The 26,497-nt window shown below is 45.7% G+C and carries 23 protein-coding genes and 1 pseudogene; 10 read left to right on the top strand and 14 right to left on the bottom strand.

Going from position 1 to position 26,497, the window contains the following annotated elements; genetic code table 11:
* Positions 1-87 precede the first annotated feature (87 nt).
* The 3 genes and pseudogenes from JGK16_RS19570 to hemF all read right to left on the bottom strand — a co-directional run bounded on the left by JGK16_RS19570 (position 88) and on the right by hemF (position 2,083).
* Entirely contained in the window at positions 88-450 is a 363-nt protein-coding gene (locus JGK16_RS19570) for an STAS domain-containing protein (RefSeq protein WP_106149243.1), read from the bottom strand.
* A gap of 111 nt (positions 451-561) precedes the next feature.
* A pseudogene (locus tag JGK16_RS32780) lies at positions 562-693 on the bottom strand (zinc ribbon domain-containing protein); the annotation flags it as partial.
* Between the two features lie 346 nt (positions 694-1,039).
* Positions 1,040-2,083 (bottom strand): oxygen-dependent coproporphyrinogen oxidase, encoded by a 1,044-nt coding sequence (hemF, locus tag JGK16_RS19565; RefSeq protein ID WP_293185344.1) that lies wholly within the window; start codon positions 2,081-2,083, stop codon positions 1,040-1,042.
* Between the two features lie 189 nt (positions 2,084-2,272).
* On the opposite strand from hemF, the gene JGK16_RS19560 reads away from it, so the two are divergent.
* From JGK16_RS19560 to JGK16_RS19545, 4 genes are all read left to right on the top strand, one after another.
* Positions 2,273-3,343, top strand: coding sequence for an Mrp/NBP35 family ATP-binding protein (locus JGK16_RS19560; RefSeq protein WP_293145049.1), 1,071 nt, complete (start codon positions 2,273-2,275; stop codon positions 3,341-3,343).
* A 198-nt stretch (positions 3,344-3,541) separates the two neighbouring features.
* Entirely contained in the window at positions 3,542-3,733 is a 192-nt protein-coding gene (locus JGK16_RS19555; RefSeq protein WP_293185343.1) for an NAD(P)H dehydrogenase subunit NdhS, read from the top strand.
* A gap of 170 nt (positions 3,734-3,903) precedes the next feature.
* Positions 3,904-4,572, top strand: a complete 669-nt coding sequence (locus JGK16_RS19550; RefSeq protein WP_293203350.1) for an HAS-barrel domain-containing protein — start codon at positions 3,904-3,906, stop codon at positions 4,570-4,572.
* A gap of 115 nt (positions 4,573-4,687) precedes the next feature.
* A complete protein-coding gene (locus JGK16_RS19545) occupies positions 4,688-6,148 on the top strand; it encodes a serine/threonine-protein kinase (RefSeq protein ID WP_293185339.1) in 1,461 nt (486 codons plus the stop codon).
* Positions 6,149-6,467: 319 nt separating this feature from the next.
* Here the strand turns inward: JGK16_RS19545 and JGK16_RS19540 are convergent, their stop codons facing one another.
* The 5 genes from JGK16_RS19540 to JGK16_RS19520 form a co-directional block, all read right to left on the bottom strand.
* A complete protein-coding gene (locus tag JGK16_RS19540) occupies positions 6,468-6,671 on the bottom strand; it encodes a hypothetical protein (RefSeq protein WP_293185337.1) in 204 nt (67 codons plus the stop codon).
* Positions 6,668-7,012 (bottom strand): hypothetical protein, encoded by a 345-nt coding sequence (locus tag JGK16_RS19535; RefSeq protein ID WP_293185335.1) that lies wholly within the window; start codon positions 7,010-7,012, stop codon positions 6,668-6,670. Before JGK16_RS19535 ends, JGK16_RS19540 begins: the two co-directional genes overlap by 4 nt.
* A 249-nt stretch (positions 7,013-7,261) precedes the next feature.
* Positions 7,262-7,387, bottom strand: coding sequence for a hypothetical protein (locus tag JGK16_RS19530; protein WP_293185334.1), 126 nt, complete (start codon positions 7,385-7,387; stop codon positions 7,262-7,264).
* A 5-nt stretch (positions 7,388-7,392) separates the two neighbouring features.
* The gene (locus JGK16_RS19525) at positions 7,393-9,135 is read right to left on the bottom strand and encodes a serine protease (protein WP_293203349.1); all 1,743 of its coding nucleotides are present in this window, start codon (positions 9,133-9,135) and stop codon (positions 7,393-7,395) included.
* Positions 9,136-9,500: 365 nt separating this feature from the next.
* The gene (locus JGK16_RS19520; protein ID WP_293203347.1) at positions 9,501-10,034 is read right to left on the bottom strand and encodes a COP23 domain-containing protein; all 534 of its coding nucleotides are present in this window, start codon (positions 10,032-10,034) and stop codon (positions 9,501-9,503) included.
* Between the two features lie 116 nt (positions 10,035-10,150).
* Between JGK16_RS19520 and JGK16_RS19515 the strand changes: the two genes are divergently transcribed.
* The gene (locus JGK16_RS19515; RefSeq protein WP_293185331.1) at positions 10,151-10,459 is read left to right on the top strand and encodes a Rieske (2Fe-2S) protein; all 309 of its coding nucleotides are present in this window, start codon (positions 10,151-10,153) and stop codon (positions 10,457-10,459) included.
* Between the two features lie 625 nt (positions 10,460-11,084).
* Positions 11,085-11,555: a cupin domain-containing protein gene (locus JGK16_RS19510; protein WP_293185330.1), complete on the top strand. Its 471-nt coding sequence runs from the start codon at positions 11,085-11,087 to the stop codon at positions 11,553-11,555.
* Between the two features lie 248 nt (positions 11,556-11,803).
* On the opposite strand, the gene JGK16_RS19505 is transcribed toward JGK16_RS19510, so the two are convergent.
* Entirely contained in the window at positions 11,804-14,668 is a 2,865-nt protein-coding gene (locus JGK16_RS19505; protein ID WP_293203345.1) for a TIGR02921 family PEP-CTERM protein, read from the bottom strand.
* Positions 14,646-16,196, bottom strand: a complete 1,551-nt coding sequence (gene xrtO / locus JGK16_RS19500) for an exosortase O (protein ID WP_293185328.1) — start codon at positions 16,194-16,196, stop codon at positions 14,646-14,648. Before xrtO ends, JGK16_RS19505 begins: the two co-directional genes overlap by 23 nt.
* A 138-nt stretch (positions 16,197-16,334) precedes the next feature.
* Between xrtO and smpB the strand changes: the two genes are divergently transcribed.
* The 3 genes from smpB to JGK16_RS19485 all read left to right on the top strand — a co-directional run bounded on the left by smpB (position 16,335) and on the right by JGK16_RS19485 (position 18,465).
* Positions 16,335-16,802, top strand: coding sequence for an SsrA-binding protein SmpB (smpB, locus tag JGK16_RS19495; protein WP_293185326.1), 468 nt, complete (start codon positions 16,335-16,337; stop codon positions 16,800-16,802).
* A gap of 749 nt (positions 16,803-17,551) precedes the next feature.
* On the top strand, positions 17,552-18,238 hold the full coding sequence (locus JGK16_RS19490; protein WP_293203343.1) for a tetratricopeptide repeat protein: 687 nt from the start codon (positions 17,552-17,554) through the stop codon (positions 18,236-18,238).
* The gene (locus tag JGK16_RS19485; protein ID WP_293185323.1) at positions 18,235-18,465 is read left to right on the top strand and encodes an Osc7112_2153 family protein; all 231 of its coding nucleotides are present in this window, start codon (positions 18,235-18,237) and stop codon (positions 18,463-18,465) included. Before JGK16_RS19490 ends, JGK16_RS19485 begins: the two co-directional genes overlap by 4 nt.
* Positions 18,466-19,321: 856 nt before the next feature.
* On the opposite strand, the gene JGK16_RS19480 is transcribed toward JGK16_RS19485, so the two are convergent.
* The 3 genes from JGK16_RS19480 to JGK16_RS19470 form a co-directional block, all read right to left on the bottom strand.
* A complete protein-coding gene (locus JGK16_RS19480) occupies positions 19,322-20,761 on the bottom strand; it encodes an IctB family putative bicarbonate transporter (RefSeq protein ID WP_293191920.1) in 1,440 nt (479 codons plus the stop codon).
* A gap of 181 nt (positions 20,762-20,942) precedes the next feature.
* Complete coding sequence (locus JGK16_RS19475) at positions 20,943-21,836, bottom strand: histidine kinase dimerization/phospho-acceptor domain-containing protein (protein WP_293182804.1); 894 nt, start codon at positions 21,834-21,836, stop codon at positions 20,943-20,945.
* A gap of 454 nt (positions 21,837-22,290) precedes the next feature.
* On the bottom strand, positions 22,291-23,736 hold the full coding sequence (locus JGK16_RS19470; RefSeq protein ID WP_293182802.1) for a 1-acyl-sn-glycerol-3-phosphate acyltransferase: 1,446 nt from the start codon (positions 23,734-23,736) through the stop codon (positions 22,291-22,293).
* 236 nt (positions 23,737-23,972) lie between these two features.
* On the opposite strand from JGK16_RS19470, the gene JGK16_RS19465 reads away from it, so the two are divergent.
* Entirely contained in the window at positions 23,973-24,095 is a 123-nt protein-coding gene (locus tag JGK16_RS19465) for a hypothetical protein (protein ID WP_293191917.1), read from the top strand.
* 157 nt (positions 24,096-24,252) lie between these two features.
* On the opposite strand, the gene JGK16_RS19460 is transcribed toward JGK16_RS19465, so the two are convergent.
* Entirely contained in the window at positions 24,253-26,262 is a 2,010-nt protein-coding gene (locus JGK16_RS19460) for a ribonuclease R family protein (protein WP_293182800.1), read from the bottom strand.
* Positions 26,263-26,497 lie beyond the last annotated feature (235 nt).

Here is a 26,497-nt window from a genome sequence, read left to right as displayed (position 1 = left end):
GTAGACGCGATTTCAATCGCCCGGTCTTCTTCAACCTGCGGAGGCAGGTTTTGTTTGTGTAGAAGCGGTTTCAACCGCCCGGTTTTCTTAACTTGCGCGCGGCACCCCCTCTAGAGCTTCTTCTTCTGTTTCAAATATTTCAAAGACAGAATCCATCATGGTCACTTCAAACACCAGTTTGGCTTCTGGATGAACATTGCAAATGCGGAAACTGCCCTTAACTTTATCCGCATCGCGCATACCGGCTACCAACGAGGTCAGGCCAGAACTATCGATAAAGTTTACCTGACCAAGATTCACGACGACATGACGGCTGAGTTTGGAAATACACTCTTGCAACTTGAGGCGGAATTGCCAAGCTGTCGTGATGTCCAACCGTCCTGTCGGTGCTAAGACGATAACTGTTGTACCGTCAGATAGCGTGTGGGTTTTTTGATCAATATGAATCACTGACCCTTCCCTCAAATTTATTACTATTTATCGCGGTGGTTACTTTCTGCTATACAAATACTAGACAAGTCTAGACATTTGCTTCTTACTTCACAGGGAGCATGGGAGCGGTTATCCCTCAGTAAGCTTTCGCGCTTTAGCCAAGCGTGATAAATTAATCGCTGCCTTCAAGTCTCTGTCCATCGAATTACCACAACTTTCGCAGTTGAAGGTTCTTTCTTTCAGTGGCATATCTTGGATATGCCCACAGCTTGACTATTGTTTTGCAAGGGCGGAAACCAGCGGTCAGCAATGATTATTTCACAACCAAACTTTTTCGCCTTATATTCTAGGTGACGCTTGAATTCAGAGAATCCACAGTCAGCTATTGCCTGCGCTAGTTTGTGATTTTTTGGCATCCGATCAACATTTAAATCTTCTACTTATAGTTGCGTGGTTTTTGCATAAGTAAGTAGTGACTTGATACTGAAAGTCCAAGCTTTTTCGCAAATCGCGCAGGGTTTGAACATGGCACACTATGAGTGTTTGTGTAAAAGTTTACCATTCTGTCTACTTAATTGCTAGCTAAGGACTTTCTCAGTAGTTTAACTCACGTCGGTGACTGCTGAGGCATCCAATTCGCCCAATCTTGCGGTTTTAAGAACTTTGAGTAGAGTTCGGCTTCTGGAGAGTTGGGTTCTGGCTCGAAACAATACTCCCAGCGTACCAGAGGTGGCAGGGACATCAGAATCGATTCGGTGCGTCCGTTGGTCTGTAAGCCAAAGGTCGTGCCCCGATCGTACACTAAGTTAAATTCAACGTAACGGCCGCGGCGGTAAAGTTGGAAATCGCGCTCGCGCTCGCCGTATGCTTTCGATCGATGTTTTTCAACAATTGGGGTGTAAGCCGGCAAAAATGCGCGGCCGCAGTCCTGTATGAAGGCGAACAGCGACTCCCAGCTTCTAGGCTCCGGGTTTCCGACATTTTTGCTGTACTCAGCAGCTTTCCCTTTGACATTTTGGTCGCGGTAAAGCGGGCCTTGAGCGTTTTGGTAGTCAAAAAACAGGCCGCCGATACCGCGAGTTTCTTGGCGGTGGGGCAGGTAAAAATATTCGTCGCACCAGAGTTTAAATGTCTGGTAATAGTCCGAGTGGTGTTTGTCGCAAGCTGATTTCAGAGTTTTGTGAAAATGAGCTGCATCCTCATCCAACAGGTAATAAGGAGTCAAATCGACACCACCACCAAACCACCAAATCGGGCCCGCTTCAAAATAACGGTAATTCAGGTGAACCGTAGGCAAGTAGGGATTGCGGGGGTGCAGCACCATCGAAGTACCAGTGGCGTAGAAATCGTGACCGGCAGCTTCTGGGTGCTTGGTCAGAATCAAAGCAGGCAAACTTTCGCCCCAAACTTGGGAAAAATTAACTCCGCCTTGTTCAAACACATTGCCTTCGCGCATAACGCGAGAACGTCCGCCCCCGCCTTCGGAGCGTTCCCAAGAGTCCTCTTTAAATTTGCCGCCGCCATCGACCTGTTCGAGGGCTTGACAAATTTCGTCTTGTAGGCTTTTCATAAATTGGCTGACTCTAGCTCTAGAGTCAGCGGGCGGCAAAAACGGAGAAGTCGTGGTTTTAAGTGTTGTAGAAACTGTCATAAAATTTTCTGTTGTCAGATTTGAATCTTAGATGGTGATGATTGCCAAATCCAGTCGCCATGTAATTATGCCACCGCAGGTCTGCAAATGATCGCTATGAAGTTACATTAAAAAATAGCAATAAAAATATACTTAAACTTGCGATCGAACATTCACTGACACAATTGCAGAGCTATGGTGGAGAACACAATGCCCAGTACACTCGATATTAGTTCAGTCTTAGAAATCCTGCGACCTGTGCAAGACCCCGAACTGCAAAAAAGTTTGGTGGAATTGAACATGATTCGTAACATCAAAATTGACGGCGGAGTCGTCAGTTTTACTTTAGTGCTGACAACGCCTGCTTGCCCGCTGCGAGAATTTATTGTCGAAGATTGCCAAAAAGCGGTCAAACAGTTGCCAGGAGTCGAAAAAGTGGCTGTGGAGGTGACAGCCGAGACTCCCCAGCAGAAGGGAGTGGTCGATCGCCAAGGCATAGAAGGCGTTAAAAATATTATCGCAATTTCCAGCGGCAAAGGGGGCGTCGGCAAAAGCACGGTGGCGGTGAATGTGGCAGTAGCCCTGGCGCAAACCGGCGCAAAGGTGGGTTTGCTGGATGCCGATATCTATGGGCCCAACGACCCAAATATGTTGGGTTTGGGGGACGCGAAAGTAATGGTTAGGGATGGAAAAAGCGGAGAAAGCCTCGAACCCGCATTCAACTACGGCGTCAAATTAGTGTCGATGGCGTTTTTAATTGAGAAAGACCAGCCTGTAATTTGGCGCGGCCCGATGTTGAACGGAATCATCCGACAGTTCCTCTACCAGGTGAATTGGGGCGATTTAGATTATCTGATTGTCGATATGCCTCCGGGTACTGGAGACGCGCAGTTGACAATGGCCCAAGCGGTGCCGATGGCTGGTGTGGTGATTGTGACGACGCCGCAGACGGTGGCTTTGTTGGACTCCCGCAAGGGGTTGAAGATGTTCCAACAGTTGGGAGTGTCGGTGTTGGGAATTGTGGAAAATATGAGTTATTTTGTGCCGCCGGATATGCCTGACAAGCAATACGATATTTTCGGTTCCGGCGGCGGCGAAAGGACGGCGGCAGAGTTGGGAGTGCCGCTGTTAGGCCGCATTCCGCTGGAAATTCCGCTGCGGGAAGGTGGCGATTCGGGTGTGCCGATTGTGGTGGGACAACCGGGTTCTGCTTCGGCGAGGGAGTTGCGGGCGATCGCGGGTCGCATTGCTGGTAAAGTTTCTGTAGCAGCCCTAGCCTAATAGACATCTCATCCAAAATTTCGTCAAGGGCAGGCTCTCCGGCCTGCCCCACAACAGTTTTTGGGAGAAGTCTCACAAACTTTCGTTTCCCAGCTTTGTCTCCTGTTGGCGAAGGTTTGCCTAATTCCCGAGCTCTGCTTGGGAACTAGAAACGAGAAACGGTAAGCTATAAAGAGCAAACTTAACATTCAAAGAATTATGATTTTTCCAGGTTCGGCAGTTCGAGTTAAAGATAAGGGCGAGATTTACTACGGCTTTCAAGGACTTGTGCAGCGAGTTACCGACGGGAAAGTCGCGGTATTGTTTGAAGGTGGCAATTGGGACAAGCTGATCACGTTCCGCTTATCGCAATTGGATATTGTGGATGCTACGGCTGGCCGCGCGAAATAGTAATTAGTCAGCGGTCATTAGTCAGTTGTTATTTGTTATTAGTTATTGGTTATTGGTTATTAGTACCCACTCACAAATAACAAATAATAAATAACCAACTGCTAACCGCCAACTGCCAACTGCCAACTGCCAACTGCCAACTGTCAACTGTCAACTGTCAACTGACTAATATGCGTTTACCTTTACCCCAATTTGGAACAAAAGAGCGGCATCCCGATCGCATTGCTGAAGTCATCGAGACGGCAACTACAGAGTTTTTGGCTCAATGCTTGGAACCGGATGACTTGAGTTTTCCGGTGATGCCACCTTTTGGGAGTTGGGTGAAGGCCCAAGATGAAGAGTCAAAAAATCAAATCTACGGCGTGGTTTACCATGCTACCACTAGCCCGATCGACTCCGTGCACAGAGCCCGCGCCTTGGGTTTGTCGCTGGAAGAGTTGCGGGAAGAACAACCGCAGATTTTTGCGATGCTCAAAACCGAGTTTCGAGTGGCGCTTGTGGGGTTTGAGAAGCCACCGGAAAGGTTGAACGGCCACGGCCCATCGAGGGGTACAATTTATCAGTATTTGCCGCCGCGCCCGCCGCAAATTCACCAGGCGGTTTATCGCTGCGAACCGGATGAGGTGATTGATTTTACGGTGCAGTTGGATTTTTTGAGGACGCTGCTGGGAGTGACGAATGCGCCTGTGGATGCGCTGACGGCGGCGACGATTCGGGAGATTTATCAGTTGCGAATGCGCGATCGATCTTGGTTGGTGGAAGCGGGCAGGAATTTAAGTGTTTTGTTGAAGGATGATTATGACAGGTTGCGGGTGATTTTGAGTCAGATTCATCCCTAATACCTGACAAAATTGAGATCGTCTGAAGCTAGCCGTTAAACATGACAGGTTTCCCAAATTAAACTAAACTATCAATAGTTCAGCCCGCACACTACTGCTACCCAACATAACTCTCATGCAAGGACAAACACTCGCAGGACGCTATCACATCATCAACCACTTGGGAGGCGGTGGCTTTGGTCAAACTTACTTGGCTGAAGATAAAAGGCGATCGGGAAATCCTCGGTGTGTCGTCAAGCAACTCAAGCCGCAGTTTACAGATCCGCAAACTCTAGAGATAGCTAGACGTTTATTTACAACAGAAACAGACACCCTCCACAATCTAGGAACTCATCCTCAGATTCCCGAACTTTTGGATCATTTTGAGGAAAATCAGGAATTTTATTTAGTTCAAGAGTTGATTGAGGGGAGAGATTTAAGCAAAGAAATTACTCCCGGCCAGCGGCTTAGTGAGTTGCAAGTTATGGCTATTTTGCAGGAAATCGTAGAAATATTGGTGTTTGTTCAGCAGCACAAAGTCATCCACCGGGATATTAAACCTCCTAATTTAATGAGGCGCAATTCTGACGGCAAAATATTCTTAATTGACTTTGGGGCTGTCAAACGAATTAGCACTCAAATAGTTAACACTACAGGGCAAATTCCGCCGACTATTGGCATCGGCACAAATGGTTATACGCCAGCGGAACAAAATAACGGACATCCTAACTTTGGCAGCGATATTTATGCTGTGGGAATGACTGGGATTGAATGGCTGACGGGCATACTTCCTCACGAGTTGCCAAAGGATGCTAACGGTGAAATTGTTTGGCGCGATCGCACTCAAGTTAGCGACGGCTTTGCTAATATTTTAAACAAAATGGTGCGATATCATTTTCGCGATCGCTACCAGTCAGCCGCAGAGGTGTTGCAAGCTTTCAACAATTTGAGGAGAATTCCACCATCTTCTACTGTAGTATCATCTCCTAACTTATTGACATTAATGAGTAACTGGACGCGAGATCATATAATTGGTTTGCTTGGGGTTGGTTTGGCTGCTATATTTGGTGTAGCAGCATTGTTTACACCAGAAATTAGAAAAATGCTGGGATTGGAGGCTGCGGACAATTTGGCAAGTTATGACAATACAGCCCAAGGTATTAAAATCAAATATCCCGATAATTGGACTAAACAAGAAGAGTCTAACGCCGTTACCAAAGATGTGGTTCAATTTATTTCACCTAAAGAAAACGATGCTGATAACTTTCAGGAACGGCTGATTGTGACAGTTGAACCTACGACGAATAATAAAACCCTTGATGAATATACGAAGTTATCTAAACAAGAAATCTTGAATTTAGATAAAAATGCTAAGATAGCTCAAGAGGGTGAATCTACTCTAGCTGGTAAAAACGGGTATAGAGTTGTTTATACAACAAAAGAAGGGAATGAAGAGTTTAAAAAATTGAATGTTTGGACAATGAAAAATGACAAGGCTTATTTGATAACCTACGAGGCAAAAGCGGGGAAGTACGAGCAGTTTTTGCCTGTTGTTGAGAAAATGATTAAGTCGCTCGAAGTTCAAAGCACGAAATAAATTTATTGAGGCAGTTGTCAGATTATGGTGACAGTATCAATCAAATAAGATCCCCCTAAATCCCCCTTAAAAAGGGGGACTTTGAACCGTCTTGTCCCCCCCTTTTTAAGGGGGGTTAGGGGGGATCTCCGGGTTTAATTGCTAAAGCGATAGAAAAACACCGCAAGTTAGGGGAATCAATTAGCATTTGGCAAGATGGCAAAGTAATTACTTTAACTGCCGATCAAATTCCTCCCTTGAAATTAGATAATGATAATTAATCCTTATTTTGCCATCAAATGAGGAACAGATATTTTAGTCAAAAATTTTGGGCAATTATTTAGGATTCGGCTACTTTTTCTTGCACTCGGCGATATTTGCCATCTAAACGTTCCTGTCGCTGACGGCGATTATCAGCTTCTAACATTGCGAGGACTTCATCTAACTTTAGCGTCCAAGCATCAAGCAGGCGACAAGATTCTCGCATTCTAGCAACATTTTGCTGTCTAGTTTCTAAATCGGGTATTCTTGGTTGTTGAGTCATGGCAGATTCCAACTCCTTTTAATTTCTTGAATACTGGCTTCTGAGGCATCGGCGATCGCCTCTCCTTGGTCTATCGTCCTATACAGAAAGTCTAGCACATCGGTTGTTGCTGCTGGTTGAGATTCTGCCACCTGTTGCAAGATTCTGTGCAAACGGTTGTAGGGAATTCTCAAGCGTTCCTTGACATTATCAATTGCTTCTAACTCAGGCATTGTTTCCTGGGTTTCGCCAAATTGCTGTAAGAGGGAATATTCTGCTGCTGTTGCTGTGTCGAGAAGTGCGACTAACCGTTGTTGCAATCTGAAAATAGTGGTGATAGTTTGGTCTGGTAATTTTGCCATGAATTTGAATTTGGAGGATGACAAATTATCAGTATAATAGCACTTGCTGGAGTTCAGAAACCGGGTTTTTTACGAAAAACATTCGTGACCGCCGACAGATTAAATAAAAACCCGGTTTCTTTGGTTAGGACTGACGCATGGGGGTTGAGAAACCGGGTTTTTACGCAAATACTTTCGTTGCAGCCCATATATTCGGTAAAAACCCGGTTTCTTTCTCCCCACGCCGGACACGGCAATGCCGTTTCCCTACTAGCGAACTGTTAAATTGTACCGACCTCTTTCGCCTTTTTTATTAGCATTAACAACTACGGTATAGCGGCCGCTGGCGGGTAAGGTGAAGGTGAGAGAAGAATTGGAATTTGAGATGTTTGCCAAGTCGATTACCTCCCTTGAAGTTCTCTAATTCTATTTAGTGCATTTTGGTAATTATCTCTATCTCCTTTTTGCTGAAATAAGTCTGCGGCTTTTTTGAAATCTTTTATTGCACCCTGCTTGTCTCCTAATTGATAGCGGGTAAAACCTCGGTTGTAGTAGGGAGTGGCATAGTTGGGGTTAATTTTCAGGGCCTGGTTGTAATCTTGTATCGCTCCCTGCTTTTCTCCCAATTCTGAGCGGAGAGCACCCCGGTTGTTGTATGCTTGGGCTAAGTTGGGGTTAATTTTCAGAGCCTGGTTGTAATCTTGTATCGCTCCCTGCTTTTCTCCTAAATCTGAGCGGGCTTGGCCCCTGTTGTAGTAGAAATAGGAATCGTTGGAGTCAATTTTCAGGGCCTGGTTGTAGTCTTGTATCGCTCCCTTCTTGTCTCCTAATTTATAGCGCGCAAAACCCCGATTGTTGTAAGCTTTGGCATGGTTAGGATTAATTCGCAAAGCTTGGTTGTAATCTTGTATCGCTCCCTGCTTGTCTCCTAAGTCATGGCGGACAAGACCCCGGTTGTTGTAGGCTGTGGCATAGTTGGGGTTAATTTTCAGGGCTTGGTTTAAATCAGCGAGCGCTCCCTGATTGTCTCCTAAGTCGTTGCGGGCAAGACCCCGGTTGCTGTAGAGTTCAGCATTGTTAGGGTTAATTTTTAGAGCCTGGTTGTAATCTTGTATCGCACCCTGCTTGTCTCCTAAGTCTGAACGGGCAACACCCCGGTTGTTGTAGGCATAGGCATCATTGGGGTTGATTTTCAGGGCCTGGTTGTAATCTTGTATCCCGCCCTGCTTGTCTCCTAACCTTGAACGAGCAACGCCGCGCTCGTTGTAGGCATCGCCATAACTAGGATTAAGCTGAATTGCTTGGTTGAAATCTTGTATAGCCCTCTGATAATCTCCTTTATTTAATTTTTCCCTACCCTGAATATAGAAATCATCAGCTTTCGGCCCAGTCGCCACTGGCGCACTCGGAACCTTCACCCCTAAATCCACTTGAGATGAAGCCAACAATCTCAAACTCGTATTAATCGGAATCCCCAGATTAAAACCAGTCTTAGCAATTTGAATATTCTGATTAATACTGCTAGATTCCGCCGCCCTCGTATCCGCCCTCCCGTGAATTCCCACCACCTCTCCACTCTCATTCAACACCGGCCCCCCGCTCATTCCCGGCAGTGTATTGTTACTATAAACTAAGGCATAACCATCATCATTTATTGGTTTAGAAGCATTAGCAGTAATCCGCCCATCCGTGAAATTGTAAATTGAAGTGTTAATCGCCGCTGAAGTCTTCGGAAAACCTGCCACATAAGCTGCTTTCCCTTCCGTCGCCAAATCCGAGTTGCCAATCTTCGCCACGCTGTAAGTTTGAGTGCTGGTAAACTCGACAACTGCTAAGTCAATATTTGGCAGTTTTTTGACACTGCTGTAATTGAGCAAATAGCGTTTGTCATCAGGGGTGACAATCTCATATTTAGCTTGAGCATCTTTGAAAACGTGACGGGCTGTGAGCACCGTGTAAGTGTTGCCATTCCGTTTGATGATGATTCCAGAACCGGGATTTTTACTGTCAATCAGGACTGTGATTGATTTAGCTATTTTGCCTACTTCATCAGCAGATATTGCGAAAACTGCGGTTGGTTGGGCGATGACAATAGTTGCAACTGTACCGATTAAGGCGATGGGAATTTTGTTATAGAAGTTCATTGATTTTAGCTGTTAATAGAAGAGATGAGTTGAGCTTAATTTAATTTGTACCTTCGGAAATCTCGTTTTTATCGAAGGCTCGATCCCCCTAAATCCCCCTTCTTAAGGGAGACTTTGAGTTTTCTTGGGTTTCTATGGTTTGTATCGAAGGCTTGATCCCCCTAAATCCCTCTTAAGAAGGGGGGACTTTGAGTTTTCTTGGGTTTCTATGGTTTGTATCGAAGGCTTGATCCCCCTAAATCCCCCTTAAGAAGGGGGACTTTGAATGCTCTCTTGTCCCCCCCTTGTTAAGGGGGGCTAGGGGGGATCTCCGGGTTTGAAAACACGCGCTAGGGGAATCGATCGCCCATAATGAAACGAATCGACTATGGAGAAATAGGAGAAACATTTTCCTCAACAGGTGTCTCTTCCAAATATCTCTCCATATCAACAGAACCAGGCCCAGTTTCAGATAGTACATATCCAGAAGCCAACCCGCGACGATCCATCAATTTTTTCAAAGTAGCGTCAGCATCACTCCCCCGCTTGAGAGTGAATAGCAAAGTCCTATTCGTACAACTATCGTCTTTGTTAACAGCAGCACACACCACCGGTTCTCCGTTCAGAGTCCCAGTGTTAATATATTTGAGAGTACCGTTATCGTAGTTTCGCTGAAATCTTCGACCTACCTCTTCGCAGCGTTTTTGAGCAGTCCACGGCGGCGGAAAATAGTTGTTAGAAGTCCAGCGGACAAGGGGTACACTGCCCCGTGGGGTGCGAACCAAGGTGACAGGCTGTCTATTGAGAGTGCCGCAGAAAAAGCTATTATTGCCCGCACGGCTGGGTTGACAAAACAGCGCACTCGTGCTATAAGAAACAACTAGCCCTGTCAGGAGTCCGGTCAAGATTTTGGATTTCATAAATATAAATTTTTGATATATTATCTCATAGCTGAGCTACATTTGCAACCTGGAACTTATCCTGATGCTAAATCCGCAAATCAGTCTGTCATAATTTATTTAAACCAAAAAATCATATGTGGGTAGACGTAACAGCGCTAAATCAGATTCCCGAACGGGATATTTTGAAGGTAAAAGTTGAAGGAATTTCACTAATTTTGAATCGCCAAGGTGCGAATGTCACTTGTTACCGCAATGCTTGCACTCATTTAGAATATCCGATCGATATGGGGAAAGTAAGTAATGGCATTATTACCTGTCCCTTTCATAAATTTCAATTCAAGTTAGATACTGGTAAATGTTTGAATGCACCGAGTGATTCCCTAGAGTCTTATCCCGTAAAGATTGAGGGCGAAATCGTTTTTGTTGACATCAATGAATCATGATTCATCAGTCATTTATTCATACCAATTTGAAACAAAATCTCATAATAATAAAAAAATAATAACAATAAATTAGAGGTTTTTACCTGTAGGGACACGGCACGGCACCGTGTCTGGCAATCTATGCCTTAAGATAGATATTTTTTATACAGTTAATAACCGTTAATAACCGTAACAACAATTTGTCAAAATCTTATTATGTGCTGTTTCCAACACAAACCTGCTAGCGCCGGGAGGCTTTGCCGACATGGGAGCCAAACAAGGCAGAGCATAAGAATCTGAGTTGCCTGGTAAATTACAAAGTCCCACGCATTTAATAGAAGGGTTCCGAGCGTGATACCAGTAATTTTATAACCCAATACGGTTCACTTAAGACAGATCCCCCCTAACCCCCCGGGAGATGCGGGGGGGACAAGAAGCTCTTAAAGTCCCCGCAACGATGCGGGGGATTTAGGGTGATCTCCGGGCATAAATAGTGTTAAGTAAACCGTATTGTTTTATAACCCAACAAACATTCTCAATAGTGTTCATACTCCTCGTACCTTCACGCGGCAAGGAGCGTCAAAGATAAAATCTCAACTAGGGACGGAAAACCAGATATTCCAACAAATAAAATCATGAAAAAACTATGCCTGTTTTTTTTTTGATGGTGATGATTAGCTTGGGAACAGTTGCAATTGTCAGAAGTCAGCAAACACCACCACCTATCAATACCTATAGTCAAACCGTGAAACGGGAAGTCTTCGCGAGTGGTTATCCTAGTGAGGCAGAAGGTAGAATTTTAGAATTAGTACGTTATACCATTCCTGGTATGGCAAAACTGCTGCCTCACGTTCATCCAGGGATGCAAATTTTCAAAGTTGAATTGGGGACACTCACCTATACTGTTGTCCAGGGAATCGCGAAAATTAAACGCGCCAATGGTAAAGAAGAAACCCTAGACGCGGGCCAAACTACTCGTCTGACGGTGGGAGATTCTTTAGTTGAGGCAGGGGGTATGGTGCATCACGGTCAAAATGAAACAGGAGATCTGGTAATTCTGCTTTCCACTTCTCTCCTGGATTCTCAGAAACCGAAAGCAATTTTGATCGAGCGTTAATCGACTTTACTGGTGCTTGGTGGTGGCGGATTAAAGTTTTGAACTGGCATCTGGGGTTCATATGGTGTCCGAGTAATTAAGCACAATCAGATTGGTTCGTAGTGCGGACTTCAGTCAGCTTTCATGCGGAGGACACTCCCGACGCACTACAAACTGTTTTTGTTATGGTAATAGAGCGGACATGATATGACTCTTTCCCAAGCACATCGCTTGGGAAGGAGTTAATTAACTTTAAACCACCGCACTTTTCAACCTATCACTTTGGCGCGCCGCTGACGGAGGAAAACCCCCAAAAGCCCGATCGCCCCAACGATCAAAAGCAGCCATTCTTCCGGTTCCGGAACCCCAGAAACATTCAAAGGATTGTTCGGTTTCGTCAACTCCTCCTTACCCGATTCTATCTTTCTTTCAAATCGATCGCTCTTAGCTTCCGCCGCCTTTAGCTGCGCCCTTTGCGCGTCATTAACTAGCACAATCATCGAAGAATAAGGCGTGACGACTTTAAAAGTTTTAGCTAGCGAGTGCATTGCATCCAACTGAGTCAACTGATTGGAAGTTTTCTCTTTGCTAAGGGCGGTTATCAACTGCCGCGCAGCTATCGGTTTAAAACCTTCATTTTCATCATCAGTTATTTTCGCAACCGCCGCCGACTTGGGAGTTTTGGCATAACTCCAAACATAGCCATCAACAACACTAATTGCAGATTTCCCTGATGATGCTGTCGTCGCCACTCGCTGCATCGCCTCTTTGATATCGGTAGAAACTCCGCCACCGCTATCTTGAATCAGCTTTAAAGTTCCATCATCGTAAGCCGGTGGTAAGCCTCCCAAATGCACAGTCCATAGGGGTGAGGGCATGGAAACGCTGGTTTTGCGATCGTCGGATAACTCATAGCTGTGGCGATCGCTCACCAAGAATACAGTATCATAAGTGCGATCGGCGCGTAACTGTGCAAACTGTTGCAGAATATCCTTAAGTTGGAGCGTACCATAAAACGTCAACTTTCCAACATCAAAACTCCCCAAATCTTCCACCAACTTCGGCGGCATCCCCGCAGCACTCCCCACATACAAATCAACCGTATTTGCTTTTAAACTATTCGCTTTCAACCATTCAAAAGTCTCCTTAACCTCCTTTGTTTTCCCCGTCATACTGCGGGAAGTATCCAGAATAACTGCAAACTTTTTGCCCTGCGGTAGCGAATAATTTGCATCAACCAGTGGCTTAGCAGAAATCGTATTTTCTCCCGGAAAATTTGCCAGACGCGGTATTGCTTGCTGCCGGGAAACTGCTAGCACAAAACTCGGCAACCAAGTTTCTTTTGCCTCTTTTCCTTTGTAATTTACCTGTTTTCCGGCAATTGTGCGGCGAGTATTTCCATCCCAATAAATGTTACGTTTTTCTGCTAAAACAGGCATCGCCCAACCCTGTGGTTGTCGCATCACTTTGTAAGTCAGCCACAAGTGCATTTCCGTTGGCCCATCAGTTTGCGTGCGCGAAAACTCTCGTTTAGCCGGAATTGGAAAAGCTCGCAAGCGGTATTGTTTCGGGCCAACTTGTTCGAGCAAAGCCGGGTCTACATTTTCTCTCACCTGCTGGTTGTAAACTTGCTGTGCAGCACCTCTGGGCGACACACTAAATGCAAAACGCCTTTTCAAATCCCCAGTATCGCCCAGCCAAACTCCTGTAACTGCGGCGCTTTCCGGCAGTGAAAAGTAATAAAATACTTCTTGCAAGTTCGGCGTTTGATTTTTGTAAACTTCGTAGAGTTGAACATCAGCCCAATCGCCCTTTTCTGTGATTGTAACTTCTTGCGACTGCAACCATACTTTTTCCTCATTGACATTCAGCAAACCTGCCTTAGCTTCTTGGCGGTTAGATGTTGACTGCACTGCGTGCTTTACTGCTTCCGTGTCACCTTTTTGAATTTCGGTATCGAAGAATCCAGCGTAGAGTTTTTCGGCTTTTTTAACATCGGAATCAGAGCCTTGATACAAAAACGGCGACATTAAAAAATTGTAGCTGTTCTGCACGTTGCGAGCCGCTGTGTTAGGCAAACTGAACGTATTTTTGTACATCTCATAAATGTGGTTGTTTTCTCCCACAGTGCTGAGATAGCGGTACGGAGATAAATAAGCATTAACTAAGCCCGATCGAATCATATCAGACTTGGCTAATAAAGTTTGACGCGCAGTGTCATTTGCTGCGGGAGTTGCCAGAATTTTCATGGCTTGAATTTGCGGCTGCTGTAGCAAAGCTGCGAAAATTGCCAGCCAAGCAGCCATGACTCCCAAGCTGCCCATGATTGCTTGATTCTTTCCGTATTGGGAAGCAAAACTGCGAAATACTTTGCGTCCAGATTGGATGTATAGAAAGCCGTAAAGCGAAGGCATTACTACGAACAAGCTGGAGGTAAGACCAAACAGAATCAAGGATAATGGTAGCCACCAAATTATGGATAATGAAGTGTACTTTAGAGAATCAATCAGTGGTGCTACCCAGGCAAAACTTAAAAATCCAACTACCAGCGTAAATGCGACAGGTAGAGCGTAAAACATCAGCAAGGTTGCCGCCCAAGTTCCAACTAGCAGCATTAAGCTGTGAAATGCTAACTGTATCCACGCACTTCGCTTGTTTCCCATGAATCCAATAGAACTGGACTTTCTGTTGCGAGCATCTTGAGATATTGAAATATCTTCAATATTTTCTTGTTTCCCAAAATATCCGTACAGCATTTCTACTAAAAATGCTGCAATGCACAAAACGATTGTAGCGATAATTAGCGAGCTGGCTGGATTCAGTTCTCGAAGCATAAACAGCCTGATTAAGCAGAGCAAAAACAACGGCGCTTCTACTCCGTAAAACAAGCGCATTAGCTGCAATGGTTGCTTGTGAAAGCGCCTTGCTCCTACTATGGTAAACACTGTCGGTACTGCTATCAGTGCTGTTAGGGTTAAGGAAAATTCAAGGGGAATAATTCCGTCTATTGTTGCTTGGATTAACGGAATTGCTAGGTATGGCAAAATTCCTAGATAAACAGTTGACAAAAATGTCAGGTTCCACACCCAAAAAACAATTCTAAAAATTGCATCAAATACCTGCTTTGCTTTCATTTTTTGCTCCTTTTAAGCTTTGTTTGACAGCATTATGTACGTTAGCAGTAAACTCTTGTACCTCGGAATTTTCAGGATTTACGAAACTGTCAAAAAGAATGGAAACTAGCACCCAAGTCTGATTGCGATGGGTGATGTCGCTGCCGATGCGCGACAAGAAGTTATCTGTGGTTTGCGCTTGAGATTGCAGCCAGTATGCAGCGGATAGTTGGTTGTCTTTGAGATACAGCCAGCGAGCGGTTACGGTAGGAGTTAGCTGTTTTTGTTCTATTCGATTAACGGAGATGCCACTGGTTACAAAGCACAACTCTGGTGCGTGATAAGTCTGCCAAGATGTGCTGGCTACTGCGAGGAGGGAACCGTGCAAGTTACCTGAGACAAATCTCTTTTTTTCGGCTTTTGTATCTGGGTAATTGCCGAAGAATCTTTGTTCGCTGGGATTCAGCGGGATTGCTTCGGATATAATTTGTTGGGGTAGTTGTAAAGGGGCGATCGCTACTTTTGTACTTTCGACATGATACAATTGAGAAATTCCTGCTAAAACAGTCACCGTCACAATTAGTCCGGCTTTTGCCAGAGGCTGATTTTTCAGTATTTCCGAATCTCGTTGCGAGTTGAAATCAATTTGTTTTGTTGGCTGAAATTTGGGAACTTGTTGCAGCATCAACCAACTTACAAAACAACCGCAGACTAAACCTACAATTCCCAGTGGTACGTGGAGGATTTCTGCATAGGTTGGCTGTTGCCAAACTTGGGCAACCAGCACTAGCGCGACAACCCGCAAAGCGTTAGCAGACAGCAACATTAACAAGTTAGCAGCGCATACTGCCAGCCATTGAAAACTTAATTTTCGGCTTTCTAACCAGGTAGCCACTAGCAAAAATAGCGTCCCGACTAATAGGGTTTTAATGCCGCTGCAAGGTATATCAACGTGAGCGATGCCGTTTTCCAAAATCAGGATATCGTAGGAAGAAATAGCTCCCACGTGCAGGAATGAGAGCAACTGTTCTACTACGTGAGCAGTCATCACTCGCGCGGGCAAGCCGAGGCCGCTATTAAACTGATTGCTGAAGGGTAAAATACAAGCCAGCAAGCCGGCAATTGGCAAGTTTTTTTGCCAAAAATTCGGTTCCGCAAAGAAGCCGCACAGCCCGTAAGTTCCGAGGATAAATAGCAGTACGCTAACTTGTGGGATATTAATTATGCACCCTGTGGCGATCGCCAAAACACCTGCACCCAACATCAACAGCAGCGGATTGCGCCTCAAAATGAAGTTGCGGGAAAATGCGCGCGGGCGATCGCTCGGTTGGGGCGATCGCACTACTAATGCTACAATCAGAAAACCAATTGCTATCTTGTACAGTGCCGGTATCTCAACAAACGACGATAACAGCCACTTAACAGCCGAGATATTGGCCCAAAACCAAGCAAGCGCCAGCAAAAAAGGAGCCAGCCAAACCAAATTAACCGCCTGAGGGGGACTAACAGAATCTGAAATTCCCGAATCTGGAATATTGGTGCGCTGCATGATACCGCTTGAAATTCACATTGATGAAATCTTAGCTCAGCAAAATTGGTAATGCCTAGACCCGTAAATTAAGTTTTGTCAAGCTTCTATTTTCTATACATAAATGTTAGCCTTATAATAATTTAATCGGAGGTAAAAATGAGCGAAAAAAGTACAGGATACAAAATTCTTAGCGACAACCGACAAGCGCGCCATTTGTATGAAATTATAGATACATATCAAGTGGGAATCGAGTTAAAGGGAACCGAAGTCAAATCGATTCGGGAAGGAAAAGCGAATTTGCGGGACGGATATGCTTTGGTTAAAAATGGCGAAATATGGCTGATTAACGTTCATATTTCGCCGTGGAGAAGTGCTAGCAACTATTTTAATCACGAGCCTCGCCGCACCCGCAAATTGCTGATGCACAAGCAGGAAATTCGCAAATTAATCGGCAAAGTGGAAGAAAAAGGTTTGACTTTAGTGCCGTTAAAAATGTATTTGAAAGGTGGCTGGGTAAAACTTGATATCGGTTTGGGAAAAGGGAAAAAACTGCACGACAAGCGCGAAGATTTGAAGAAACGCGAAGACAAGCGGGATATGGAACGCGCGATGAAGCAATTTTAGTCATCAGTCATCAGTCATTAGTCGGTAAACAGTCAACTGTCACCTATCAACCCAACGACTGTGCTCTTCGGGCAGGGGGCAAGCTGTCAACTGTCAACAGTCATCAGTTATATTATGTGGGAGCATCTCATTTTTGTAAAAAGCATTTTTTTTTGAGTGCGAGCGTCCCCGCTCGCGTATTGTATAGTACGCGAGCGGGGACAGCACTATAAATACAAAACTCAGATGCTGCCTATCATGTCCGATCCATAACCATAATAAAAATGGTTCGTAGTGCGTCCTGGTGTCCGCAGCTTCAGAGCGGACACCAGGACGCACTACAAACTGTTCGCGCGTGCCCTTAATCGAGCGAACACCATATCATCAGTCATTCAGTCATCAGTCCTCTCAACCGCTTCTGTCAACCTCTTCGGGCTCTTCTGTCAACTGCCAACTGTCAACTGTCAACTGTCAACTGTCAACTGTCCTTCTTCCCGCTTCAATCTTCAATCTTCCTGAAAATATCCGGATTGCTTGTGGAGTCCCACGAAGGGTTAACCTATGCTCGAATACATCTAGGTAATCGCAGCATGAGGCAAGCATTCGGCTGTGGAGTTGCAAACCATAAATGAGAAATGAGTTCAAGCCTTCCTTCATTTCCTAAGATTATGATGCCATGAGGGTGGCAATTAAATCTAGACAACAAAATATCCCAACTCTCAAGTTAAAAGATGCTAAAAACGACACCGTTAGCTAACATTTTTAATGTCATGAAAGAGCCAACAAAAAAGCATCATCACTCCAAGTGGGCGGCATTCCTACTGATGCTAGCAGTAGGCTTTGGCGGCTGGCAATTTGGGTTGCCGGAACTCGCCTCACTGTTTAATAATAAGGGCTTTGAAAACTACAAAGCCAATAGATTGGCTGATACTCAAAAAGCCTATGAATTAGCCCTCTCCGTAGATCCCAAGAGCCGAACAGCTCTTTACAATTTGGGATGGCTGTGCGAAGAGGTGCAAGATTTAGAGTGCGCCCGAGGAAAATACCTGCAAGCTGCCAAACTGGGTCTCCCTGCTGCTTACAGCAATTTAGCTCGATTATATATAGTAGACAAGAAAAACTATGCTGCTGCCGTTCACTTGCTGTGGCAAGGTTTAAAATTAGCTGAGGACGATCGAGTAAAATATTCCTTACTCAAAAATTTGGGATGGGCTCGGCTGAAACAGGGTAGATATTCAGAGGCATTGCAGCATCTGGATGCAGCGATTAAGCTTGATAGTGAAAGACCTGCAACTTACTGCTTAAAAGCGCAAGTCCTAGAAGGGATGAAAAAGACGAAGGAAGCGCTACCGCAGTGGAAAACTTGTCTAAAGTATGCGGATTCCCAAGAATTCGATGAGGATATATGGATAGGAATGGCACGTCAACGATTAAAAGAGGAAAAAACAAATAAATGAAACGCACAGTTTTGCTTTCATCAGCCATGCTGGCAATTATAACGGTAATGGAGCTAAGTCAAGCCTCAAGAGCAATGCCAACTCCTGCAACTGTTACACCCACAGTGAATGAATCAGTCGCAACGCTGTTCCAATTGAATCAGTCTACGACGTGGCGGCGGTGCAAAGATAGAGATGGATATTATGCGTGTCCGAGATTTGCAATGCCTTCGGATAGCGAAGAATAAGAGTTATTTTCGATAATTTTTGTAGAGTTCGCCACTAGCACTTTACAACTAACAGGTATGTAGTATGTAGTAGTAGTTATGTAGGTGCACGCTGTGCACCTTATACCATTTGAGATTTGAGATTTGAGATTTGAGATTTGAGATTTGAGATTAAAGAATTGGAAATGACTGATGACTATAGCCTTTTTCAGTAACAGTGCGGTGCTCATAGGGCATAGGGCATAGGGCATAGGGCATAGGGCATAGGGCATAGGGCATAGGGCATAGGGCATACCTCACTTATTTGAGAAAGGCTATAGCGCGTCGCGTGAGAACCCCGGTCTTTCAAGCCGGGGATGAAACGCAGTTGCAACCTTTAGGTTGCCAGTAATCTGTGTTATAGTTTTTAACAATGTGGAACAAGTAGGCGTATCAACTACGCGTAGAACCATTCCTAGAACGGTGAAATTCCGGGCAGTAAGACACCCTCAACATCTTTGTTTGAGAAAGACTATGGCACAGCCAAGCAGCGCAGGATGGGGAGCGTACCGAACTGGCTTAGTGTTGAGAAGTGCGAACGAAAGCATAAATCAAAAAAGTAAGCGTAATTGCAACACCAAAAGGTAGTTGTTTTGAACGTCTAGATGTGTCTTGACAGCGTATTTAAGAGTGTCAAAGCTTCTTAAGAATCTCCGCACCTTCAGGTCGGAGAGTGTCAAATCATCGCTTGCAGCTTTAGGAAAGCTGTCTGCTTTTTGGGAACTGGAATCCTTACCGGGCGGGGATAAAACCCCGCCATTACTTTTATAAGTTCGATTTTTGAACCGCAAGCTTTTCGGTGATTACCCAGGGGTACCTGATTTTTCCGATCGCTATTCTACTCGCCCTGTGTCAAACCTGAATCTTGCTGCTGCTGAGAATTGCTATAAAAACTAGCAATAATCGCCACCATCAACCACCAAAGCATATTAACTTCCGGCCGATACCAAACTGTATCGACAAAACCGTGAGCCATCATACCAGTTAAAGTGGCGATCGCCCCAATCAACCAAAACCCCTGATTTGATTTGAGATTTGGGGATTCTTCCTCTAAATGAGAGCTGTTAAATTGTGCGTCGCGCAATTTTTTGATCTGCAACAAACCTTGATTGACGGTAACAGTCATCAGCCACAGGAAACACATTAAACCGATAAAACCAGTTTCGACGGCAATTTCTAGCAGCACAGAATAAGCGCTCAAAGCAGTGAATTTTGGCTTCATATAAAGCGGATAAACTTTATTAAAAGCAGTATTTCCGGGCCCAATGCCGAGGATTGGCCGATCGCGAATCATGTCAATCACCGCCGTCCAAACATTAATCCGAAAATTGTTGCTGCTGTCGCCGCGGCCGACAAACATACTCGAAACTCGATCGCGCAACGCTGGCACCAAAGCTACTCCCAAAATTAACGCTCCAGCCAAACCTCCTAACCCTAACGGTAGCGCCCAAGTGCGCCAGAACCTAGGCATCAAAGGGCTGTACCAGTACCAAAGCAGGACTAAAAACACTACTAGCAGTGCCACAAAACCGATCCAAGCACCGCGACTGTCGGTGTAGCGCAAACACGCGCAATTCACCACCAGCATCGTCAACGCTAAAAGTTTGGTTCCCCATCCTTGCCACACAAAAAGTGCGGCGGCGCTCAAGGCAATGGCTGGTAGCAAATAGGAACCGAGCAAGTTGGGATTGCCCAAAAAACTGTAAACTCGGGTGACATCGGCTTGAGTAGAAGTCGGATCGTTCCAAGTAGCTAATGGTGGCACTTTATCAATCCACTGCCGCACGCCGTAGAAACTGACAATTAAAGCAACATTAAGATATACGGCTATTAACCACGATCGCAAACGGGAATCTCGCAATATCCGCGCCATCAGTGCAAAAAATAGCAAATACAGCGTTAGCTTCGTCCAGCCTGTAAAAGCGGCGGCTTTCACCGGCGACATTGCTGTGGCGACGGTAGCAATGCCCCAGTACAAAAGTACCAGCAAGTGAATGGGTGTGAGGGCGATCGCGCGATCGTCCGAAACAGTCAGCAGCACCCAAAACGCAGCGCCAGCAGCCATCAACACACCCACCAGGGCGTTGTTTACAAATGGGCCCATACCGAACGTCAAGGCGAGCAAAACAAAACCCAGGGGCTCGGCCCACTGCATCAGCCAGCTACTCTGCCGCCAACCGCGCAAAGAGCCGATCGCCAAATTCAATAAATAACTGCCACTTTGCCACTGAGAGAGCGACAAATTTGCCAGAGTTAACTGTTGCCAAACTGAATTCATTTCTTTAAATTCGTTATTCGTTATTCGTTATTCGTTATTCGTTATTCGTTGTTCGTTATTCGTTATTCGTTGTTCGTTATTGGCTGTAATAACAACAAATAACTAATAACAAGTAACAAGTAACCAATAACAAGTAACCAATAACAACTGTCAACTGTCAACTGTCAACTGTCAACTGACTTCATCTTTCCAACAACTCGGTAGCATTGGTACAGGGGAGCCAGAGCGCGTAGCGATATCCAGATTCTGGAGTGCCTTGAATCGAGAGTTTGCCGCCTTGAATTTCCACCAACTGGCAGCAAAGCAGCAGCCCCAAGCGTTCCCTAGCGCCGTAACCAGCTAACACAGGTGCCGTATCCGCAGCATTCTCGGCCACCAAAGCCGCCAACTCAGAAAACGCCAGCGTTAATCGCTGCGAAGCCTGTGTCTGTGACGGAAGTGGCGGTTCAAATTCCAGGGAGTCGGTTTCGGAGTTCGATCGCGCACCGCGATCGGCTCCGACCTTCAACAAGTAGTCGGAGTAGAGTTTAGCATGGGGCAAACTTTCACCCAACCAAGGATGAAAAACCCAAACTCCGATATTGATACCGTCTTGTTTCCGAGAAACGTGGACTCGAATCACGCTGCCTGCCCCAGCCGATTGAATAATGCTAAAAATTAAGTGGTGCAGCATTTGCTGAACTTTATCCTTATCGGCCAGCCAGATGCGCGGCCCGGGCCCCATTGACAAGTTAATTTCTTGCTCTCGTCTAGAGGCTGCTGGCGACAGGGTTGTCACAACTTGCTGAGACAAAGTTTCTATATCAACTGCGGTTCGCTTCAATGTGAAAGCGGTATCGTCTAGATCTGCCAGTTCCAAAATTTCTTCAACTAGCGATCGCAAAGATCGGCTGCTGTCTTGGATCACGTCGATATATTCTTTTTGCTTGCTCGTTAAGGGGCCGTAAATTTCTTGGTTCAATACGCTTGCCATGCCGAGGACAGAAGTGAGCGGGGTGAGCAATTCTTGCGCTAAATGATTCAGCAGTTTTACTTTAATTGAGTTAGTAGATAAATCGATAGGTTTGTTATTCATCGGTTATTTTTGTTGGTTCATTATCGAGCGCTTATTGTTAGATCGAGTCCGGTTAAATAATTCTAATTAAGTTTGTACTGAGGACGGCAGCCCTCAAAATCTTAAAACGCCGAACGAAAACAACTTTATTATCAGTGATTAACCGGCACTGATACTTAGTTACTTATTATACATCTTCCCCAAGTTTATAACAAGTTGTTTGCTGCACGAATTAAAAATAGAGTGGCAACCCAAAGGCAATATATAGCAGTTGACAGTTGACAGTTGACAGTTGACAGTTGACAGTTACATAGTACGAGAATCAAACCGTTTATGCTAAAGGGTTATAGGATCTATTCATGACATGATTTATGTCCTAACCTATGTGGCGGTTGCTATATCATCCTTATTTTTGCTTCTCTCTTCCTGCGTCTCTCTTCCTACTTCCCTATTCCTAATTGCAGATTCGGACTAATTAAGATTTAATCATTCCTTCTAAAGCGGATTGCAAGTCTTGAGTGAGTTCGGCAACTGCTACCCTGCGGCTGCTTTGATATCCCTCCCAGCGATCGCCGACTGATATCGGTTTGCCCACGGTCATTTGCACCTGCTGTTTGCCCAAAGAAGGTCGGCCGAAAGGATTTCCGCCTTTGATGCGAGTCAGTACGTCCCACAGCAGTAAAGTTGTTTCTGCCAAACGTTCTGCTGTGAGCTTTTCTTGGACGTATCTGCCCGTGACTGAGACGAAACTTTCGACAAGTCTCATGTGCCACATCCGCAGACTTGCTTCTTCAGCGAGGCGATCGGCTAATCCTCTTTCTAAGGCACAAAGTCCTGCAATATCTTTGATATCTTCTCGATAAATATAGTCCCAGCCTGCTTGTTCCAGACGGCGGCAGCGGTCTATCAAACTGCCTTTGGGCTTCAAGTTAAAATATTCTTCTGCTACTTGCAAGCCTACGTCTAACAGTGCTGTCAGTCGAGGAATCATCGCTTCATTTTCCGAATCGTTTGTCGTTGTTTCGGGCAGCGGTATTAATGTCAAAGAAGATGTTTTTAACTGTAAATTTCGATGATAAAAACGGGCGTAAAACTGTTCCATTACTGTTAGTAAATGGTTGCCAACTCGAATCAGGCGCAGATATTGGAATTTGTGATGCTGGTCTGCGGGAGCGAGATTTTCTGCCTCTAATTTAGCAATCTCGGTGGGTTCTAAGGCTGGAAGTCCGCAATCTATTTCTAATTGAGTTAAAAGTTTTTCTAAGGGTTCCCAGGGTGGATTGACATAGCGGTATTGAATGCCGATCGGCACAATCAACACTTTTTCATCAGTACGTCCGGCTTTTAGCAAGTCTTCAACGCACCAGAAGCCCATTTGAGCGATTCCCGGTTCCAGGGGGCTAACTATTTCATTGTGACCGTTGGTGGCGCCTTCTGGGGCGGCGGCGATGGGAAATTGGCTGTTGGCGAATAAATCGCGGGCCGATCGCAATCCAGCGCGATCGATCTTGCCGCGCACAATCGGAGTACCGCCGAGGCGAGAATATAGCCAGCCGACGCTAGAACCGGCCCACAGAGGAATTCCGCGATCGTAGATAAAGTGGGAATGTACCGGGAATTGCAGGGGAATGCCTTTGGCGCGCGCCGCCTGGGGAACGAGTTTCCAAATTAGTTGTCCCAAACAGTAGGGATCGTCGGAGTTGGGATGGCGGAAGGCGAGTAAGAAGCGAACTTTTTGATTTTGAAATTGGTGGAAGAGTTCGGCGAGGGTTTCGACGTTTTCGGCTTGAATGTGGCTGATATTTGTCTTAAATCGCAGCCACCAGGGGAGTATTTGCTGACAACCATTGACGATGAGGGGGTTGTAGGCTGGGGGTATGAATTCCAGCGGTGGCTGAACTTGGTTTATAGAATTGGGCATTTGGCGATTTTAAATCTGTCGTGCATTTCAATTGCATATTCGGGACGGGCTAGAAGCCCATCCCACAAGACTTGAATTATTTCTTGACATACAGTTTAAATGCACAACAGCTTAACTTACAATTTTTATTGTTCTTGTGGGATGGGCGTCCCGCCCGTCCAGAAAGAACGGGATCTTCTGGCCCATCCCACTTTTAAGAGTGTAAGTTATTAAATTTTAGTTCCTTAGTTAATCATGTGCGATCGATTTACCGCAATCAGATTCGATCGCGCGTGCGGACTTTAGTCCGCAGCCTGAAAGCGGACTTTAGTCCGCACTACAAACAAACGGTTTTTGTGATGGTAATCGACTCGACATGATATAAGACGGCGCTTGCAACCGCCCCTAGAGAAACAAAACCCACTTCAATGAGATTGCTAACTTAAGCTTATTGGTTTATAGCCGCAAACGCACAATTCCTGTCAGTAAGATTTTGGCAATCCAAAATCTAAAATCTAAAATCTAAAATCTAAAATCCTATTGTGCTGCTTCAAAAATCATCTCTTGGAAGTTAATCACGTCCGATCGCGGATCGCAGTGAGTGACTTTGACTTCTAGCCGATCGCCAATTTCGACCGATCGACCAAATCGCATCGCCAACTCCAAACCCAACTCTTCCAACAAAATCAAAGCCAGATTGCTATCTTCCCTCAACCAGCGCAGCATCAAAGCTTCCCAAACCTCATCAGGATTGCGCCGCAAATATTCCAATCCCCAATAACGGTTTGTTTGGCGTTCCACGGTAGAGGCTTCTCTAACTGCGGTACCGAGACACATCACAATATCCTGTATTTCTTGGGCGGAAAAAGGCAGTGGTTCGCCCCGCAGGTGGGCTTTAATTTGGAAGTGAGTCAGCAAGTCGGTATAGCGGCGGATCGGGGAAGTAACTTGAGTGTAGGATTCCAAACCTAAACCTGCGTGGCGTCCGGGGGTCAGACCCATTTCGCTGCGGGGCATACAGCGACGTACAGCGCAAGCGCGGGCTGGGCCAGCGGGCACGGCCAGCAGTTCTTCCTCTGGGGGGAGTTCCGGCTGCGGCTGATAGCGGTAGGGTATGGGCAGGCTGTGAGTTTGACCGTAGCGGGCGGCGACTTCGCCAGCTAAAATCATCATTTCTGCTACTAGCAATCTGGCTGTGGAGTCGTCGATGACGTGGATTTTGATTTCGTCGCCGTGGACTTTGATGACGGATTCGGGCATGAAAATGCTGATGGCGCCTTGGGCTTCGCGCCATTTTTGACGCAGTTTGGCCGCCGAGGCGATCGCGCTTATTTCCGGTTCTGCTTCAATTCCCAACTCCAGCATTTCGTCTACGTCATCGTAGGTTAAGCGATAGGTGGGTTTGATCTTGCTGATATGGATGCTGTAATCTTGGGCCGCGCCGATTTCATCTAAGGTGACACTAAAGCTGAGGGCGCTGCACTCTTTACCTTGAATTAAACTCATCGGCCCGGTTGCCAAAGCTGGGGGAAACATGGGGATCATGCCCGTGGGCAGATACACTGTAGTGGTGCGCTTTCTGGCTTCGAGGTCGAGTTCGTCTCCGGGGGAAAGCAAGCGGGTCGGATCTGCTATGTGTATCCACAGACGCTGCTGGCCGTTTTCGAGGAATTCTAGGCTGAGTCCGTCGTCGATTTCCGTAGTGCTTTCGTCGTCGATCGTGTAAACCTTGAGGTGAGTTAAATCGAGACGATCTGTGTCTGAGTCGGTTGAGGGTTCTTCTAGGCAGCTTTGCGCTACTTCTAATACCTTTGCCGATAGTTGTAGGGGAATTTGGCTTCGCCGCAAAAACAGGTTTTCGTGGGGACTCCACAGGCCGAGATCGACTAGGAGTTGAAATGCTGCTTCGGGGTTTTCGGGACGTTGTAAGCTGGCTAAAGTTTCTAAGGCCGGCGTGCGGTGAGTTGCTTCTTCTCCGAGGGTAGCAAAGCGTTCTAGGGCATCGAGGCGAGTTCGATCGCTAGTTGCCCAATCTACATTATTTTCCCCAGCCAGCCGCCGTTTAACTCGATCCCAAAATCCTTGGGATTCTTGGTGTCGGTGCTGTTCTACTTCTTGCTGGTGTTTGATTTCGGCTACTTGGGCAACTGGTCGCGGTTCGTAGCGATCGCCCTTTTGTTTAAAATACAGTTTATCTGTGGACAGCAAACAATAAGCTGCATAACATTGCGCCGGAGTGCGATCGGAAAATAGCAGCATAGCCAGGGCTTCTGGATCTGTATTTTCTCCGTCGCCCACTAGAAGTTCCCAAGCTACTTCTAGACTCGACGGATCTGAGTAAGCTTCTACTTCTTTAAGAAATTTGGAAATGTCGGAGGGTTTGTAAGTTTCTCCGACTGCTTCATAGCTGATTTGTTTTGGCGGAATGCTGTGCGGTTGACCGTTTTCGTCTACCACTACCCAGTTTTTCTTGCCGTCAGGGCGATCGGCAACGGCCAGGCGGCGGTCGCCGTGCACTCTAAATTCTACTAACGTTCCCTTCTCCACTTGCCCGCTTTATTTTTGAGATTTTGGATTTTTACAGTTGCCACTTATCGAGTTTCTTTGCTTCCGATTTTAGATTTTGGATGTTTACATTTTTTAAATCAATTGTCAAAACTAACATCTAAAAAGTTCTGCTTTTTGTGCTTTAATTTTTAACTTTTGAGATTTTGATTAAGACTTACGCACCAGCGACTCAATACCAAATATTGCCAGCTATTAGCTACCATCGCTTGCGACA

This window comes from Microcoleus sp. PH2017_09_SFU_O_A (assembly GCF_020738625.1).
GTDB lineage: Bacteria > Cyanobacteriota > Cyanobacteriia > Cyanobacteriales > Microcoleaceae > Microcoleus.
Note: the sequence above shows the minus strand (reverse complement) of the source record. Positions and strands in the feature narration are given on the sequence as shown.